Genomic DNA, 16,273 nt, shown 5'->3' with positions numbered 1-16,273 from the left:
AACAGGCCCTCCCAGTGGCGCCGCCAGCGCCGGTTGCTCCGGGGCGCGGCGGGACGCGGCCGCGCCGAGGAGATGGCGCGGGTTGCTCAGTGCGGCGGGGATGTGGCCGCGCCGAGGGGATGGCGCCGGTTTGCTCCGGTGCGGCGCAATACGGCCGCGCCGAGGACGTCAGGCCGGCCGAACCGTGCCGGACGCCGCGACGACTCGTCGATCAGCCGAGCCAGCCCGGGCGGACCAGGCCGGCCTCGTAGGCGAAGACGACGAGCTGGGCGCGGTCGCGGGCACCGAGCTTGATCATGGCTCGGCTGACGTGGGTCTTGGCGGTGGCCGGGCTGACGTAGAGCTTGGCCGCGATGTCCTCGTTCGACAGGCCCGCGCCGACCAGGGCCATCACCTCGCGCTCGCGGTCGGTCAGGGTGTCCAGGGACATCGGGGAGAGCGGGGCGCGGGAGCGGCTCGCGAACTCCTCGATGAGGCGGCGGGTCACGCCGGGCGACAGCAGCGCGTCGCCGGCCGCGACCGCGCGCACGCCCCGCAGCAGGTCGACCGGCTCGGTGTCCTTGACCAGGAAGCCGCTGGCGCCGACCCGCAGCGCCTCGAAGACGTACTCGTCCAGGTCGAACGTGGTCAGGATGACGATGCGCACGTCGGCCAGGCGGTTGTCGGCGGCGATGCGGCGGGTCGCCTCCAGGCCGTCGAGGACCGGCATGCGGATGTCCATGAGCACCACGTCGGGGCGGGACTGGACGGCCACCCGGACCGCCTCCGCCCCGTCGGCCGCCTCCCCGACGACCTCGATGTCGGACTGGGCGTCGAGCAGGGCCTTGAAGCCGGCCCGCACGAGCGCCTGGTCGTCGGCCAGCAGCACCTTGATCACGGCTTGTCTTCCTCACGCAGCGGGATGATGGCGCGGACCTCGAAGCCGCCGCCCTCGCGCGGGCCGGCCTCGACGGTGCCGCCGAACGTCGCGGCGCGGTGGCGCATGCCCGCGATGCCGTTGCCGGCCTCGGCCCGCGGCTCCTCCGGCCGGTCCGCGGGCGGGCCCGTGCCGTCGTCGGTGACGACCAGGGTGAGCTCGGCCGGGCCGTAGCCGACGACGACCGTGGCGGTGGCGCCGGGGCCGGCGTGCCGGCGGACGTTGGTCAGCGCCTCCTGGACGATGCGGTACGCCGCCCGGTCCACCTGCGGCGGCAGCGCCCGGGCGGCGCCGACGGTGTCGAGCGTGACGGGCAGGCCCGCGCCCCGCGCCTCGCCGGCCAGCCGCTCCAGGTCGGCCAGGCCCGGCGCGGGGGTGCGCGGCGCCGCCTCCCCGGGGTTGAGCCCGGCCAGCACCGCCCGGGTCTCGCGCAGCGCCTCGGCGCTGGCGTGCTTGATCGCGGTGAGCGCCACCCGGGCCTGCTCCGGCTGCTCGTCCATGAGGTGCAGCCCGACCCCGGCCTGCACGTTGATGAGCGACAGGTGGTGGCCGATGACGTCGTGCAGCTCCCGGGCGATGAGCAGCCGCTCGTCGCTGGCCTGGCGGCGCTGCTGCTCCTTGCGGGCCTTCTCCTCCTCGGCCCGGGCGAGCGCCTCCTGGTGGGCCCGGTCGCGGGCCATCTGGCTGTACCGCGCCCCGCGCACCCGCGCCGCCTCGCCGAAGAACGCGATGATGATGCACCACACCCCGATGGCGACCAGGCGCGCGACGGACGCGTGCGGCAGCACGAGCACGACGAACGTCGTGTAGGCGGCGACGACGGCGATCCAGGTCAGCCAGCGGTAGCCCGCCGACAGGGCGCCGTAGACGGCGATGATGGCGGCGAGAAACCCCGGTCCGTTGGGGTACAGCTGGGCGAAGTAGGCGACCGTGGCGGCCAGCGCCCCGGCCAGCGTGATCAGGGGCGCCCTGTTGCGCAGGATCAGGGCGGCCGGGCCGGCGACGAGCAGCAGGTAGCCGGTCTGGTCCAGCTCGTGGCCGGTGCTGCCGTAGGCGGCCGCGCGGGTGCCGAACACCTGCAGCAGCGCGATGAAGATGGCCAGCCCCAGCGGGTGCGGCCCGGGCCAGCGCCCGGGGCCGCGCCGCTCGAAGCGCTGGAACTTGCGCTCGAGGCGCGCGGCGCGCCGCTCACTGGCCCACGGCGCTGCGTGCTCGAACCGCTGGACCTTGCGCGCGAGGCGCGCGGCGCGCTGCTCGCTGGCCCACGCCGCTCTGCGCTCGAACCACTGGACCTTGCGCGCGAGGCGCGCGGCGCGCCGCTGGCTGGCCCACGGCGCTCTCCCCACGCCACAAACGGTAGTGCAGCGGCGCGACGGGCGGCATCGCCTCCCGGGCGCGGCGGCGCGTACTCCCGCGGGAGTACGGCACCCGTCCGGCTGCGTCTGCCGCGGTACGGCACGAGCCGACGCCGGTGCGACGCGCGGGAGCGCTGTGCCGGGCACGCTGGAGTCCATCGACGGAAGGGGGCCGAGAACATGGCCGGCGAACGGGTACGCGCCTCGGACAGCGAGCGCGAACAGTACGCCAACATGGTGCGGGCCGGCATGACCGAGGGCCGGCTCACGCTCGAGGAGGGGGAGGAACGGCTCAGCGGGGTCTACGCCGCGAAGTTCCGCGACGAGCTGCCGCCGCTGACCGCCGACCTGCCCGAGGGGGGCCGGCGCGGGCTGTACGAGACGCCGGAGGCCAAGGAACAGTTCGCCCGGGACTCCCGCCGCCACCTGTGGGGGCACACGGGCTTCGTCGCGGTCCTCGCGACGGTGCTCACGGTGCTGTGGGTGCTGTCGGGGGCGCACTTCTTCTGGCCGGCGATCCCGCTCTTCTTCATGGTGATCGGGCTGGCCCGGCACGCCCGCTGGCGGGCCTACGGCGGTCACCCGCGCTGGGGCCGCGGCCATCACGGCTGGGGGCGCGGACCGTGGGGGGCCGCGTCCGACCGCCAGGGCTGGGGCCGCTGACACACACCGACCGGGGCCGCCGCCTGGGCGCGGCGGCCCCGCCGACCCGGGGAGAAGGCTGGGCATGCTGGGATCGTCGTTGTTCGAGCTGAAGGACCGGGTCGCCGTGGTGCTGGGCGGGCCCGACGCAATGCCCGCGGCGGTGTGCCGGATGCTCGCCGAGCGCGGCGCCCGCATCGCCGTCATCGGCCCGGACGAGGCCGAGCTGGCCGACCTGGTCGACGAGCTGCGCTGGGGCGGGGCCGAGGCGGTCGGCATCGTCGCCGAGGGCACCGGCGCGGCCGCCATGGACGCGGTGCGGGTCAGCGTGCTCACCGAGCTCGGCGCGCCCGACCTGCTGTTCGTGCTGCCCTGCCCGGGGCGCAGCGCCGGCGGCTGGCAGCAGACCGTCGACAGTGGACTGACGGCGACCTTCCAGGCGTTGCAGGCGTTCGTGCCGCACATGGCCGAGGCGGGCGGCGGCGCGGTGGTGACCCTCGCGCCGAGCGGGGCCGACCCGGCCACCAACGCGGTCGGCGGGGGCGTGACCGCGCTCACCCAGCACTACGCCCGGCTGGTCGCCGGGGCCGGGGTGCGGGCCAATGTCGTGTCTTGGACACCGCGCGAGTCCACCGTCGACGCCGCCGCCTTCGCCGCCCTCTACCTGGCCTCGGACGCCGCGGCGAGCATGACGGCAACGACGCTCGATGTCGCGGCACATTGATGCGGCGGTAGGTCCTATGTACGAATGATCGTCCACCTGGGATAGTCACCAGGCATGATGGGCTCTTCGCACGCTCTTTCCGGGGCGGCGGTCTGGTTGACCGGTTCACTCGCGCTGGAACAGCTCGCGCACTTCCACCAGACCCCCCTGCAGCTGGCCGTCGGCACCGCGATCTGCGCCGGCGGCGCCCTGGTGCCCGACCTGGACCTCTCGGGCCGGGTCACGCGCGGGCAGGGCGGGGCGATGGTGGCCCACACGTTCGGCGTGTTCTCGCTGTTCCTGGCCGAGTGCGTCGAGAAGTTCTCGCTCGGCGTCTACAAGATCACCAGGATGAAGCACGACCCGCCGCGGCACAACGGCCACCGCACGCTGACCCACACCATCATCTTCAACGTCGGCGTCGGCTACGGCACCCTGGCCCTGTGCAACGCCTACGGCAAGTGGGCGGTCATGGGCGTGCTGTTCTTCTCCTTCGCCCTGGCGCTGCGCGGGCTGTTCGAGAAGTGGGCCCAGCGGGCCGGCTGGCTCGTCGTCACCCTGGCCGCGGCCGCCGCGGCCTTCGGCGTGTACGAGCGGCTGCCCGGTGACCGCGGCTACCCGCTGCTCGGCGTGGCGGTCGGCGTCGGCGGCCTGGTCCACCTGCTGGGCGACATGATCACCCGGCACGGCTCGCCGATCCTCTGGCCGATCCCGACCGGGCGGCGGATGTGGCGCTGCTTCGGCCTGCCGGACTCGGTGGCGCTCACCGCCGGGAACAAGACCGAGACCGTCCTGCTGCGCACGGTCTTCGCCACGGTGGCGATCTTCGCCGGGGCCGTGTTGCTGGCTCCCGTGCTGATGGATCGGTTCAACATCCAGCTGTAACGTCTACGATCCAGTCGTGACTGCGAGTGCCGAGACCCGGCTCGTCATCGTGATGCGGACCGACCTCGGCATGGGCAAGGGCAAGATCGCCGCGCAGGCCGCGCACGCCGCGGTCGCGGCGGCCATGGCCAGCGTGCGCTCGCCCGCCTTCGCTGACTGGTGGCGGGCGGGGCAGCCGAAGGTGGTCCTGAAGGTGCCCGACGAGGACACGCTGGGCCTGGTCGTGGCGGCGGCCGAGGAGGCCGGGCTGCCGGTCGAGGTCGTGCACGACGCGGGCCGCACCCAGGTCGCCGCCGGCACCGCCACCTGCTGCGCGATCGGCCCGGCCCGCGGCGCCGACCTGCACCCGGTGACGGGCTCGCTGTCGCTTCTCTGACAGACCCAACGGCCGCCCCCCGAAACGGTGGGCGGCCGCCGTGGCCCGTGATCAGTCGGCGAGCGCGACGATACCCTGTGCCCAGCGGAAGTACTTGTTGGTGCCCAGGTCCCGCACGGTCTTGATGTTGAAGGCGGCCTGCAGCTTCTCGGCGTCACCCTCGCTCACACCGGCGATCGCGGTGACGGGGGCGTCGGCGAGCTCCTGCGCGCTCTTGCCTTCCCATTCCTTCATGAGCTTCTTCTCGAGACCCAGCATGGGTACGGTCCTTTCTCCTTGTGGCAGATCGGCGCCAGGCTACGTTGCGGCGCTACCGGCGGCGACGCCAGGGGCGCCCGGACGAGCGGCCGTTGCGCTTGCCACATCCGCCGTTTCGCGGAGATGATCGGCTGATGAACGGCCAATGGGGGCTGACGATCCCTCTGCCGGGGGTGCCGCTGCCCGACCACGCGGCGCTACTGGCTACCCTCGCCGACCTCGGGTACACCGACGTGTGGACCTCGGAGGTCGCCGGGACCGACGCGTTCACCCCGCTGGCGCTGGCCTCCGCCTGGTCGCCCGCCCTGCGGCTGGGCACCGCGATCGTCCCCGTGTTCACGCGCGGGCCAGCCCTGCTGGCGATGCAGGCGGCGACCCTCGCCGAGGCCGCGCCGGGCCGGTTCACCCTCGGCATCGGCGCCTCCTCGCCGGTCGTGGTCGGCGACTGGAACGCGGTGCCGTTCGAGCGGCCCTACGAGCGCAGCCGCGACGTCCTGCGCTTCCTGCGCGCGGCGCTCGCCGGCGAGCTCGTCGACGGGTCCTTCGACACGTTCGCGGTGCGGCGGTTCCGGTTGGAGCGGGCTCCCGCGGTACCGCCGAAGCTGTTTCTGGCGGGTCTGCGGGCCCGCATGCTGCGCCTGGCGGCGGCCGAGGCCGACGGCGCGATCCTCAACTGGCTGTCGGTGCAGGACGTGGCGCGCGCGCGGGCCGAGCTGGCGGCCGCGCCCGAGGGCTTCGAGGTGGCCGCCCGGATCTTCGTCTGCCCCACCGCCGACGCCGAGGAGGCCCGCGCGACCGGGCGCCGGCTCATCGCGGCCTACCTGACCGTGCCCGCCTACGCGGCATTCCACCGCTGGCTGGGCCGCGGCGAGGCGCTGCGGCCGATGTGGGACGCGTGGGCGGCCGGGGACCGCAAGGGCGCCCTCGCGGCGATCCCCGACGAGGTGGTCGACGCCCTCATCGTGCACGGCCCGGCCGCGCGGTGCCGCGAGCACGTGCGCCGCTACGCCGAGGCCGGCGTCACCACCCCGGTGATCGCGCTGCTGCCGACCCGCGAGCTCACCGCCGGCGGCGCGCCCGCGCTGCTGGACACCCTGCGCAGACTGGGAGCCGGATCGTGAACGTGGACGGCAAGGTCGTCGTCATCACCGGCGCCGCCGGCGGCATCGGGGCGGCGATGGCCCGCCGGTTCGCCGGCAAGGCCGCCGCGCTCGTGCTGGGCGACCTCGACGGCGACGCCGCCGCCGCGCTGGCCGCGAGCCTGCCCGGCGAGGCCGTCGGCGTCGAGGTCGACGTGACCAGCGAGGAGCAGGTGGCCGAGCTGGTCGGGGAGACCCTCGAGCGGCACGACCGCGTCGACCTGTTCTGCGCCAACGCCGGCATCACCAGCGGTGCCGGCCTGGAGGCGAGCGACGAGGCGTGGGCCCGCACCTGGGCCGTCAACGTGCTGTCCCACGTGTACTCCGCCCGGGCCGTGCTGCCCTCGATGCTGGAACGCGGGGAGGGGTACCTCCTGCACACCTGCTCGGCGGCGGGCCTGCTCACCGCCGTCGGCGACGCCCCCTACTCGGTGACGAAGCACGCCGCGGTGTCCTTCGCCGAGTGGCTGTCCATCACGTACGGCAGCCGCGGCATCAAGGTCAGCGCGCTGTGCCCGCAGGGCGTGGACACCCCGATGCTGCGGGAGGGCCTCGAGGCCGGCCACATCGGCGCCAGGGTGACCGCGGCCGGCGGCGCCGTGCTGTCCGCCGACGACGTGGCCGAGAGCGTCGTGGCCGGCCTCGACGCCGAGCGGTTCCTGATCCTGCCGCACCCGGAGGTGGCGCGGTACTACCTGCACCGCGCCACCGACACCGACCGCTGGCTCGCCGGCCTGCGCGACCTGCGCGACGCGCTGTCATGAGGCAGCCGGACGTGCTCCAGGCCGCCCTGGACGTGGTCGCGCCGTTCGCCCGCGGCCGCCAGGGCCGGGTGGTGGTGGGCATCTGCGGCCCGCCCGCGGCCGGCAAGTCCACCCTGTCCTCAGCGCTCGCCCAGGCCCTCCCGGATGTCCACATCGGACTGTCCAGTGTGGCCGTCCCCATGGACGGCTTCCACCTGTCCAACGTGGAGCTGGAGCGGCTCGGCCTGACCGACCGCAAGGGTGCGCCGGAGACCTTCGACTCGGCCGGCTTCGTGCACCTGCTGCGCCGCCTGCGGGCCGGCGAGGACCTCGTCTACGCCCCCGCCTACAGCCGCACCCTGCACGAGTCGATCGGCGGCGCCATCCCGGTGCCGTCCTCGGTGCGGGTCGTCGTGGTCGAGGGCAACTACCTGCTGCTGGAGCACGGCCCGTGGGCGTCGGTGCGCGACCTGCTCGACCTGGTCCTGTACCTCGACGCCCCCGACAACGTGCGCCAGGAGTCGCTGGTGCGCCGCCAGCTCGCGAAGGGCCTCGACCTGCCGGAGGCGCAGGACTGGGTCTTGCGCAGCGACGAGGCCAACGCCTCGGTGATCGCGGCCACCCGCAACCGCGCGGACCTCATCCTGACCCGCTGAACAGAACTACTTGCGCCAGCGCAGGGGGCGGGGGTCGAAGGTCCACAGCAGGCGGCGCCACCAGGGGCGGCGGGCCTTCAGGTCGGTCAGGTACGCCGTCGCCTGGGCCGTGGCCCGCGAGGCCTGCGGTTCGTCGAGGCGGGCGGCCTGGCCGGCGAAGGCGACCTCGTTGACCAGGCCGGCCAGGTCGTCGACCGGCGGGGCGGGCGGGCGGACGGCGCGGGGGCCGGCGTGGGCCCGCGGCTCGGCCGCCGTCGCCGCGTAGTGCGCGACCTCGGCCGCGCTCAGGTGGGGCGGGGCCGGGCGGCCGGCCTGGCGCAGGCCGAGCAGCACCTCGCGCCACGCCGCGTCGATGCGCACGGACGGGGGTCCCTCGGTGAGGCGGCGCCGGCGGCGCCGGGCGAGCACGACCGGTACCGCCGCGAAGAAACCGGCCACGAGCAGGAACGCGCCCGCGGCGGCCGAGGCGGCGACCAGCGCCGGGTTGCCCCCGGAACCGGGGGCGGCCGCGGCCGGCGGTGCGGGGGAGCGGGAGGCGGCGGCGCTGGCCACGTCCGACGGGGGCGGGACCGACGGCGGCGGGGGCTGGGAGGCCGGCGGCTTCGGGCGGAAGTCGTTCTCGACCGGGCGCTGGACCGTGTCGGACTTGGGCAGCGGGTCGAAGGCGACCCAGCCGAAGCCCTTGAACAGCACCTCCGGCCAGGCCAGGGCGTCGGCGCCGCGGACCGCCTTGTCGCCCTTGTGGGTCTGGAAGCCCACGGCCACCCGGGTCGGCAGGCCGGCCAGCCGGGCCAGCACCGCGAACGCCGCGGTGAACTGCTCCGACGTGCCCTTCTGCCCGCCGAGCTGCTTCGGGCCGAAGAGGAAGTGCTCGACGTTGGGGTAGGCGTGGCCGCTCGGGGCGTCGGCGACCAGCTTGTAGTGCTCCTCCAGCCACTGCTGGACGGCGAAGGCGCGCTGGTAGGGGTTGGAGACGCCCTCGTTGAGATGGGCCGAGAGCTGGGCGATCGAGTCGGGGACCTTGCCGGGCAGCGCGAGGAAGCGCGCGGCCTCCTGCGGCTCGGGGACGTCGGCGACGAAGAGGGCCTGGTCGTCGGGGCGGGGCTGCTGGCGGGAGGTGACGGTGTACGTCAGGCCCCGGCGCAGCTTGTCGTTGAGCGCGATGGTCCCGGTGCCGGCGTCGTAGGCGACCCGCACGCCCTCGACCCGCTGCGGGGTGGCGATGCCGGGCAGCAGGCGGCCGTCGAGCTCGTCGATGGTGATGGCCTGGGTGACCTCGGGGCCGTCGCCGTCGGGGCGGCCCAGGACGCGGCCGGCGTTGCGGTACACCGAGCCGATCCGCCACGTGATGCCGTCGTAGTCGCTGAGCACCGCCAGCCGGATCAGCGGCTCGGTCTCGGCCCCCGGGCCGGGCTGGACGACGGCGTCGAAGAGGTGCTGGTCCTTGTTGAGGTTCCAGCCGGACAGCCGGACGAGGGGGTTCTCGTCCAGGGCGTCCAGCTGTGGCGGAGTGACGTAGGCGCGCGGGTCGACCGGGGTGTCGCGGCCCTGGCCGGCCACGGCCGGGCCGAGCAGCTGGGAGAGCAGCACGATGACGGCCAGGCCGGCCGCCGCGCCGGCGCCGACCCGCAGGCCCAGGGTGCGCCGCTGCGGGGTGCTCAGCTCGTCGCCGGCGAAGTCGGGGCGGGAGCCGGCGATGAGGCCGAGGACCGCGAACGCCGCGTAGGCCAGCGGGATCCAGGTGGTGGCCCGGGCCGCGGTGGTGTCCGGGCCGACGAGGTAGAGCGCGCCGCCCAGCAGCGCCGTGGGCGGGGCATAGGAGAGCAGGACGCGGTGGTACCGCACCCCGACCTCCGCCGCCGCCAGCCCGGCGAGCCAGGTGGCGATGACGGGCAGCAGTACCGTGTCCGGCTGCGGCTCGATCGGGATGAGCGCGGTCAGCAGGCGCGGGATGCTGTTGCGCAGCGCCTCGCGGGCCACGTCGGGGACGGCGCCGGCGACCTGGCCGGCCCGCGCGGAGACGGCGACGGCGGCGAAGACCATGACGACCAGGCCGAGCACCGACGCCGGGGCGGCGGTGTGGCCGGGCAGGCGGCGCACGGCGACGCTGAGGAGCACGGAGCCGGCCGCGGCGCAGGTGGTGAGCAGCGGCAGCAGGGTGCCGTTGTAGATGGGGGCCAGGGCCAGGCCGGCCAGGACCAGCATGGCGAACAGGCTGGCGGGGACGAGCAGGCGCCTCACCATGCCTGGACCCCGTCCCAGGCGGCGGCGAACTCCTCGCCGGTGCGGGCGGCGAGCACGACGACCCGCTCGAGCGCTGGCCTGGTCTCCCCGAACACGGCCGCCACCAGCGTGGGGTAGGCGGACTTCAGCGGGCTGACGTGGCTGAGGTCGGGGTCGCCGGTGAGGTAGATCAGCGTGTCGCCGAGGCCGCGCAGAAGCTGTATCGGCTGCGATTGTTCGGATAACTCGGATTCGGCCAGGATGTCCAGATAGTCCCGCGTCGAGCGGCCCGCCGCGTGCGCGCCCGAGAGCAGGCGCAGGGCGATCGGCAGCTCCTCGCGAAACGCCGCCATGACCAGGGACGCCGCCGCCTCGCAGGCCGCCTCGAACAGTTCGGGATCCGGGTACGAGGCCCGGCGGTCGTCCAGCAGTACGACCAGGCGGGGAAGGCTGGTGTCCAGCTGCTCGCGCACCATGAGCTCGCCCACCTTGGCCGACGTGCGCCAGTGCACCCGGCGCAGCTCGTCGCCGACGACGTACTCCCGCAGCGTGTCGAACGTGATCGTGCCGTGCGGCACCTTGTCGTCGCGGCCGTCCAGGGAGCGCTGGACGCCGGTCGGCACCGCGTCGAGGCGGTGCACCCGCGGGTACACCCACACCTGCGCCGTCCCGCCGTAGCCGCGGGCGAGGAAGAGCAGGCCGAGCGGGTCGCGGCGCACCACGCGCAGCGGCCCGATCGCCACCACGCCGCGGCGGGCGGTCGGCACCTGGTACTGCGCCGTCGTCTCGCCGCCCGCCTTGAGCCGCAGCAGCGGCACCGGGATCGACACCGGCCCGCACCGGTCGTGCGCGACCAGCGTGGCCCCGCGCAGCCGGCTGGCGTTGCCGACCCGCAGCGTCACCGTGCTCGACTCGCCGCGCATGACCCGGTCCGGCTCCACGCCGCGCTCGACGGTCAGCCGGGGGCGCCACCAGACGTAGCCGGCCGCGAAGACCAGGGCGGCCACCGCGGCGGTGCCGAGCACGACGAGATGCGGGTAGCCGAAGACGAGCCCGACGCCGAGCAGCGCCACGGCGGCGGCCCCGAGGCCCACTCCGCGGGAGGTGGGACGCATCCGCTCAGGCCGCGGCCGGGGACGGCACGGGGACCGCCTCAAGCACCTGGCGCACGACGTCGCCCGGCGCCACCCCGCGCACCTGCGCGTCGGGCGAGAGCACGAGCCGGTGCGCGAAGACGGGCTCGGCGAGGGTCTTGATGTCCTCGGGCACCACGTAGCCGCGGCCGTCGGTGAGCGCGAAGGCGCTGGCCGCCCGGGTCAGCGCGATGACGCCGCGGGGGCTCACCCCGATGCGGACCTGCGGGTGCGAGCGGGTGGCGTTGGCGAGCTTCACGGCGTACCCCAGCAGCGGGTCGGCGATGTGCGCCCGCCGGGCCAGCTTCACCAGCTGCGCCACCGCCTGCGTGTCGGTGACCGGCTCCAGCGACTCCGGGGACCGCGAGACGGCGCCGCGCAGCACCTCGATCTCGACCGCCTCGGCGGGGTACCCGACGGCGAGCTTCATGATGAACCGGTCCAGCTGTGCCTCCGGCAGCCGGTACGTCCCGTCCATCTCGATCGGGTTCTGCGTCGCCACCACCAGGAACGGCCGCGGCACCCCGTGCCGCACGCCGTCGACGGTGACCGTGCGCTCCTCCATGACCTCCAGCAGCGCCGACTGCGTCTTCGGCGAGGCCCGGTTGATCTCGTCCGCGATGACGATGTTGGCGAACACCGGCCCCGGGTGGAACTCGAAGCCGCGGGTCGCCTGGTTGAAGATGGTCACCCCGGTGACGTCGGAGGGCAGCAGGTCGGGCGTGAACTGGATGCGCCGCCACTGGCCCTGCACGCTGGCCGCCATGGCCCGCGCGAGGGTGGTCTTGCCGACCCCGGGCACGTCCTCGAGCAGGACGTGCCCCTCGGCCAGCAGGGCGGTCAAGGTCAGCCGGACCACGTGCGGCTTGCCGAGCACGATCGTCTCGACGTTGTGCGCGAGCCGGCCGATCAGCTCGGCGGCCGCGCCGACCTCCTCGTGGCTCGGTGGACCGGAGACGGTGGTCAGTTCAGGCGCGATCACGGTGCTCCATCAGCATGGCTTCAGCGGCCCCGTGCCGCTGGGGAGATTGAACCAGGCGTAGGGGATGTAGTTCTCGCCCTTGAACTCGATCTTGATCCACTGGGTGCTCTGCTTGCCGCCGTACGGCGCCGCGTTGATCGACGTGCCGGTGTCGGTCTGGCAGATGGCGACCCAGCTCTCCCCGTCGAACGTGTCGCCGACCGAGGTGCCGTTCTGCGACGGGGTCTTGTACACCCAGATGCCGCCGTTCTTCGCGCCCCGGCCGCAGTAGCTCGCGACGGTGCAGACGACCGTGCCCTTGTACACCGGCGTGCTGATCGACCCGTTGCCGCTGGCCGTCATGCCGGCCGCGTTGGTGATCGAGACCGTGTAGGTGTACGCCGTGTTGGGCCACAGCCCGTTCATCGTCAGCGAGCCCGAGCAGGTGCCCTGCGTCCCGCCGACCCCGGCCACGTCGAGCCGGCAGGTGGCCGGCGCGCCGCCGCCGTCGGTGGCGGTGAAGTGGGCGGTGATCGAGTTGAGGGTGGCGGTGTCGGCCCCGTCGTCGACGGTCATCTTCGGCGCCGCGAGCGTGTCGGCGGCCCCGGACGCGGCCGGACCCATCCCGGCCTTGTTGATCGCCCGGACCTGCACGGTGACGTGCTCGGCGTCGTTGAACCCGCCGAACTCGTGGCTCAGCGCGGTGTCGACGTTCGTCTTGGTGCCGTTGACCGTGGCCTCGTAGCCGGTGATCGGCGCCCCGTTGTCCTGCGGCGCCTTCCAGGCCGCCACCACCGTGCCGCGCTTGGTGGCCACCGCCTTGACGGTGAACGAGCCGGGCGCCGTGGGCTTGTTGAACGGCACCACGGACGGGCTCAGCGGCGACTGGGCGGAGCTGGCCCCGATGTCGTTGATGGCGGCCACCTTGAAGGCGACCTGGGTGCCGTACGGCAGCTCCCCGGCCGGGACGCTGAGCGCCGGGCCGGCCGTCTCGTACGTCTTCGCCTCGGCCGACGACACGGTCGTCACCACGTACTTGGCGATCTTGTGGCCCTGCCCGTTGGCCGCCGGCCAGGACACCGCGACGGTGCCGTCCGGGTTGGCGGTCGCGGCCACGCTGGCCGGCGCGTCGGGCACCTCGCGGGTCGGCACCACGGGGTTGGCCGCCTTCTTCGGCCCGTTGCCCTTGGCGTTGACCGCGTAGACCGTGAACTTGTACGTCTGCCCGTTGGTCAGTCCCGCGATGTCCAGGGCGCGCAGGCTCCCGCCGACCTCGTGCGGCGGCTGCCCGTCGCCCTCGACCACGTACTTCGTCACCGTGGCGCCGTTGGGCGGGGCGGCCGTCCAGGTCACCCGGGCCACCCCGTCGCCGGCCACCGCGGTGACCCGGCCCGGCGCGCCGGGCGGCCCGACCGGCGGCTTGGCCGGCGGCGGGGGCGGCGGGGCGGGCGGCGCGTCGCCGCCGAGGACGTCGTTGGCGTACTTGTCCACGGTCATCACGTGGTTCTTGCTGTCCACGACCCGGGCCGTGGAGCCGCCGGGCGCGTTGATGAACATGCGGTCCTCGCGGACCTCGAGCTCCAGCGGCTTGCCGCCGGCCTGGATGCGGATCGGCTCGAGCGCCTTGCCCTGCCCGTCGAGCACGTAGACGGTGCCGGTGGCGTCGTCGGCGCAGTAGAGCCGGCCGGACCAGGCCACGCACGGCTGCAGCTTCGGGCTGTCGCCCGGCACCGCGAAGTCGGTCACCTTGTCGTTGGCGACCACGTAGACGTGCGCGCCGTCGACCACGGTGACCGGCACGTCGGCGCCGACCGTGCGGCCGGGCATCGCGCCCTCGCCCCCGAGCTTCAGCGGCACCTTCTTCACGTTGTCGCCGCGCAGGGTGGTCAGCGTGGTGGCGGTCTTGTCCAGCACGGCCACCCCGGAGTCCAGGATGGACAGCGCCAAGTCGTGGCTGGGGTCGGCGACGCCCACCGTCCTGACCTTGACCGGGTCGCCGGTGAACCCGCCGCCCTGGCCCCCTTGGCTGGGCTGGCCGCCCGGGGAGGGCTTCTTGGCGGGGGCCGGCTCGATGGCCACGACGGTGCCCTCGGACGGCACCAGCAGCCAGAGCTTGCCGCTGTCGTCGAACGCACCGCCGGAGATGCCCGGCGGGAAGCTCAGCGTCTCGCCGACCGGCAGCAGGGTGGCCGGGTCGAGCTGGCGGACCTGCCCCTGCACGGTGTCGACCACGAACGCCGTGTCGTCGTGCACGGCCACGGTCACGCCCAGCCCGGGCGTGGTCTGCGTGGTGGCGCCGAGGCTCAGGCTGGACAGGTCGAGCACGCTGATCTTGCCGGTGCTGAGGTCCCGCAGGATGACGAACCGGTCGCTCTGGGTCACCTGCATCGTGTGCCCCTGCGTATCGGTGATCTTCGTGCGCGTGTCGACCTTGCCGGTGACGCCGTTGACCCGGGCCATCTCGCCCTTGTCGGCGCTCCACATCCAGGCGCTGACGTCGAAGCTCGCCACCGCGTGGTTGGCCGCGCCGGTGCCGAACAACGTCAGGCCGAGCACCGCGAGCAGTGCCACGACGGTGGCGAGCGTTACCACCCCGCCGCTCTTGCGTGAGCGCAGGTTCAGACGCATTTCCTCACCATCCCGGCCCCCTCCGGCGAAACCGGCGCCCATCATATTCCCGTCGATGGGTGCGGGATACCCGGGCGTGCTCTCGGCTACGTGTTACTTACGCTTGGTGCAGGCAAGTTACTTACGCTCGGTTCAGGCAGGTTACTTTCGCTTGGTGCAGACGAGATCTGAGAGCTGTACGTCCTGGGTGCCGTAGACGGCGGCCACGGTGAAGCAGTACTCGAGCTTCGGGTTCAGGCCGCTGATGGTGTACTTCGTGGTGCCCGCCGGCAGCCCCTGCAACTGCCGCATCACGCCCTGACTGCCGCCGGCCACGACGAACGGGGCGTTCCCATCCGACGGGTCCTTCCAGGTGAGCGTGACGCTCGTCGAGTTGTCCTTCAGCCCGAGGCTCCCCGGCGCGCGCGGGTTGCCGGGCGACCCGGGCGACCCGGCCGACGGCGCCGGGGTCGGCGTGGCCGAGCCGGCCGGCGGCGCCTGCGTGGCCGGCGGGTCGGCGACGTCGTTGCCGTTGCTCGCCGCGAAGAACGCGATGCCGGCCGCGATCCCGCCGCCGAGCACCGCCACGATCACGATGACGAGGATCGCGATCATCGGCGACGAGCGGCGCTTCGGGGCCTCGCCGACCGGCAGCGGTGGCGCGGTCGCCGAGCTGGGCGCGGGCGCGACCTGCCAGTTCGGGCCGGAGAGCGGCTCGTAGTCGGCCCGCTGCAGCACGCCGGGCGCGGCCCGCTGCCACGGCGCGGGCTGGTAGTCGTCCTCCGGTGCCTCCGGGGCCGCCTGGATGTCCTGCAGGGACATCGTCGGCTGGTCGTCCTCGTCCCGTGGCTCCGGCCGGTAGATCGGCCGCTGCTCGGCGGGCGGTGCCTGGGGCGTCGGCGCGTGCGACGGTGGCGGCGCTTGGGGTGCTGGTGCGACGTGCGACGGCGGCAGCGCTTGGTGCGACGGCGGCGGGCTCACCGGGTCGAAGGTCGGCGGCGGGGGCGCCGGGACGTGGGCTATGCCCTCCGGCTCGGGCAGGCCGAGGTACTGCCGGGCGGCCCGCACGCTCGGATGCCCCTCGCCGAGCGCGGCCGGACCGAGCTTGGCCAGCTGCCCGTAGCGCCGCTTGGCCTCGAACACGTTGCCCAGCTCGTCGGCGATGCGGGCCAGCTCGTAGGACAGCCCGAGCATGACCGCGTGCCCGTCGCCCAGCCGGTGGTACCCGGCGGCCAGCCCCTCCTCCAGCACCCGGCGCGCGTCGGCCAGCTCGCCCAGCTCGACGTGGTACCGCGCGAGCTGCCCGGTCGCGGCCAGCACGTCCGGGTCGTCGGACCCGAGCGTCGCCGCCGCCGCGTCGAGCGCCTGGTCGAGCAGTGCCAGCGCGCCCCGCTGATCGCCGTGCGCGGCGATCGCCCGGGCGCCCTGCACGGCGTTGGCCAACTGGGCGGACGAAGACACGCGGATACTGTGCCCTGTCCCGCCGCCCGCCGCCACCCGGTGGGGCACGGATCCCATCGGTTGCCCGCGCGGTGGCCGCTGTTCGCTTCCGCGATCGATACTTGTCCGATGGCGAGAGAGGGTGGTTTCCAGGGGTCGTTGCAACACGGCGTTTCAGTTGGTGGTGAGGAACTGGGCGAGGCGTTCGGCTGGGGTGTCCCAGCCGAGGGTTTGGC

15 protein-coding genes are annotated in these 16,273 nt (G+C 74.2%); 7 read left to right on the top strand and 8 right to left on the bottom strand.

The window, feature by feature from the left end; all coding sequences use genetic code 11:
• Window positions 1-211: 211 nt before the first annotated feature.
• Window positions 212-877 carry a response regulator transcription factor gene (locus tag AB0M46_RS36435; protein ID WP_363343763.1) on the bottom strand — a complete coding sequence of 222 codons (666 nt, stop codon included), beginning with the start codon at window positions 875-877 and terminating at the stop codon, window positions 212-214.
• Complete coding sequence (locus AB0M46_RS36430; RefSeq protein WP_363343761.1) at window positions 874-2,262, bottom strand: sensor histidine kinase; 1,389 nt, start codon at window positions 2,260-2,262, stop codon at window positions 874-876. The genes AB0M46_RS36435 and AB0M46_RS36430 overlap by 4 nt, the downstream gene beginning before the upstream one ends.
• Window positions 2,263-2,451: 189 nt before the next feature.
• Here AB0M46_RS36430 and AB0M46_RS36425 point away from each other — a divergent pair, with 189 nt between their 5' ends.
• From AB0M46_RS36425 to pth2, 4 genes are all read left to right on the top strand, one after another.
• Window positions 2,452-2,934 carry a DUF1707 domain-containing protein gene (locus AB0M46_RS36425; RefSeq protein WP_363343759.1) on the top strand — a complete coding sequence of 161 codons (483 nt, stop codon included), beginning with the start codon at window positions 2,452-2,454 and terminating at the stop codon, window positions 2,932-2,934.
• A gap of 64 nt (window positions 2,935-2,998) precedes the next feature.
• Entirely contained in the window at window positions 2,999-3,637 is a 639-nt protein-coding gene (locus tag AB0M46_RS36420; protein WP_363343757.1) for an SDR family NAD(P)-dependent oxidoreductase, read from the top strand.
• A 54-nt stretch (window positions 3,638-3,691) separates the two neighbouring features.
• Window positions 3,692-4,501 (top strand): metal-dependent hydrolase, encoded by an 810-nt coding sequence (locus tag AB0M46_RS36415; protein ID WP_363343755.1) that lies wholly within the window; start codon window positions 3,692-3,694, stop codon window positions 4,499-4,501.
• Window positions 4,502-4,517: 16 nt separating this feature from the next.
• Window positions 4,518-4,877 carry a peptidyl-tRNA hydrolase Pth2 gene (gene pth2, locus AB0M46_RS36410; RefSeq protein WP_363343753.1) on the top strand — a complete coding sequence of 120 codons (360 nt, stop codon included), beginning with the start codon at window positions 4,518-4,520 and terminating at the stop codon, window positions 4,875-4,877.
• A 51-nt stretch (window positions 4,878-4,928) separates the two neighbouring features.
• On the opposite strand, the gene AB0M46_RS36405 is transcribed toward pth2, so the two are convergent.
• Window positions 4,929-5,135, bottom strand: coding sequence for a hypothetical protein (locus AB0M46_RS36405; RefSeq protein ID WP_350615367.1), 207 nt, complete (start codon window positions 5,133-5,135; stop codon window positions 4,929-4,931).
• A gap of 152 nt (window positions 5,136-5,287) precedes the next feature.
• Here AB0M46_RS36405 and AB0M46_RS36400 point away from each other — a divergent pair, with 152 nt between their 5' ends.
• From AB0M46_RS36400 to AB0M46_RS36390, 3 genes are read left to right on the top strand one after another with little or no spacing between them, the layout of a single operon-like run.
• A complete protein-coding gene (locus AB0M46_RS36400; protein WP_363343821.1) occupies window positions 5,288-6,256 on the top strand; it encodes an LLM class F420-dependent oxidoreductase in 969 nt (322 codons plus the stop codon).
• On the top strand, window positions 6,253-7,038 hold the full coding sequence (locus AB0M46_RS36395; RefSeq protein ID WP_363343751.1) for an SDR family oxidoreductase: 786 nt from the start codon (window positions 6,253-6,255) through the stop codon (window positions 7,036-7,038). The genes AB0M46_RS36400 and AB0M46_RS36395 overlap by 4 nt, the downstream gene beginning before the upstream one ends.
• Entirely contained in the window at window positions 7,035-7,673 is a 639-nt protein-coding gene (locus AB0M46_RS36390; protein WP_363343749.1) for a nucleoside/nucleotide kinase family protein, read from the top strand. Before AB0M46_RS36395 ends, AB0M46_RS36390 begins: the two co-directional genes overlap by 4 nt.
• A 6-nt stretch (window positions 7,674-7,679) precedes the next feature.
• On the opposite strand, the gene AB0M46_RS36385 is transcribed toward AB0M46_RS36390, so the two are convergent.
• From AB0M46_RS36385 to AB0M46_RS36365, 5 genes are all read right to left on the bottom strand, one after another.
• Window positions 7,680-9,917 carry a transglutaminaseTgpA domain-containing protein gene (locus AB0M46_RS36385; RefSeq protein ID WP_363343747.1) on the bottom strand — a complete coding sequence of 746 codons (2,238 nt, stop codon included), beginning with the start codon at window positions 9,915-9,917 and terminating at the stop codon, window positions 7,680-7,682.
• Window positions 9,911-11,011, bottom strand: coding sequence for a DUF58 domain-containing protein (locus tag AB0M46_RS36380; protein WP_363343745.1), 1,101 nt, complete (start codon window positions 11,009-11,011; stop codon window positions 9,911-9,913). The genes AB0M46_RS36385 and AB0M46_RS36380 overlap by 7 nt, the downstream gene beginning before the upstream one ends.
• 4 nt (window positions 11,012-11,015) lie before the next feature.
• On the bottom strand, window positions 11,016-11,942 hold the full coding sequence (locus AB0M46_RS36375) for a MoxR family ATPase (RefSeq protein ID WP_363343819.1): 927 nt from the start codon (window positions 11,940-11,942) through the stop codon (window positions 11,016-11,018).
• A gap of 78 nt (window positions 11,943-12,020) precedes the next feature.
• A complete protein-coding gene (locus AB0M46_RS36370) occupies window positions 12,021-14,618 on the bottom strand; it encodes a fibronectin type III domain-containing protein (RefSeq protein WP_363343743.1) in 2,598 nt (865 codons plus the stop codon).
• A 141-nt stretch (window positions 14,619-14,759) separates the two neighbouring features.
• A complete protein-coding gene (locus AB0M46_RS36365) occupies window positions 14,760-16,058 on the bottom strand; it encodes a fibronectin type III domain-containing protein (protein ID WP_363343741.1) in 1,299 nt (432 codons plus the stop codon).
• Window positions 16,059-16,273: the final 215 nt, after the last annotated feature.

The sequence above is a fragment of the Dactylosporangium sp. NPDC051485 genome, from assembly GCF_040682015.1.
GTDB lineage: Bacteria > Actinomycetota > Actinomycetes > Mycobacteriales > Micromonosporaceae > Dactylosporangium.
This window is presented reverse-complemented; position numbering and strand designations above follow the sequence as displayed.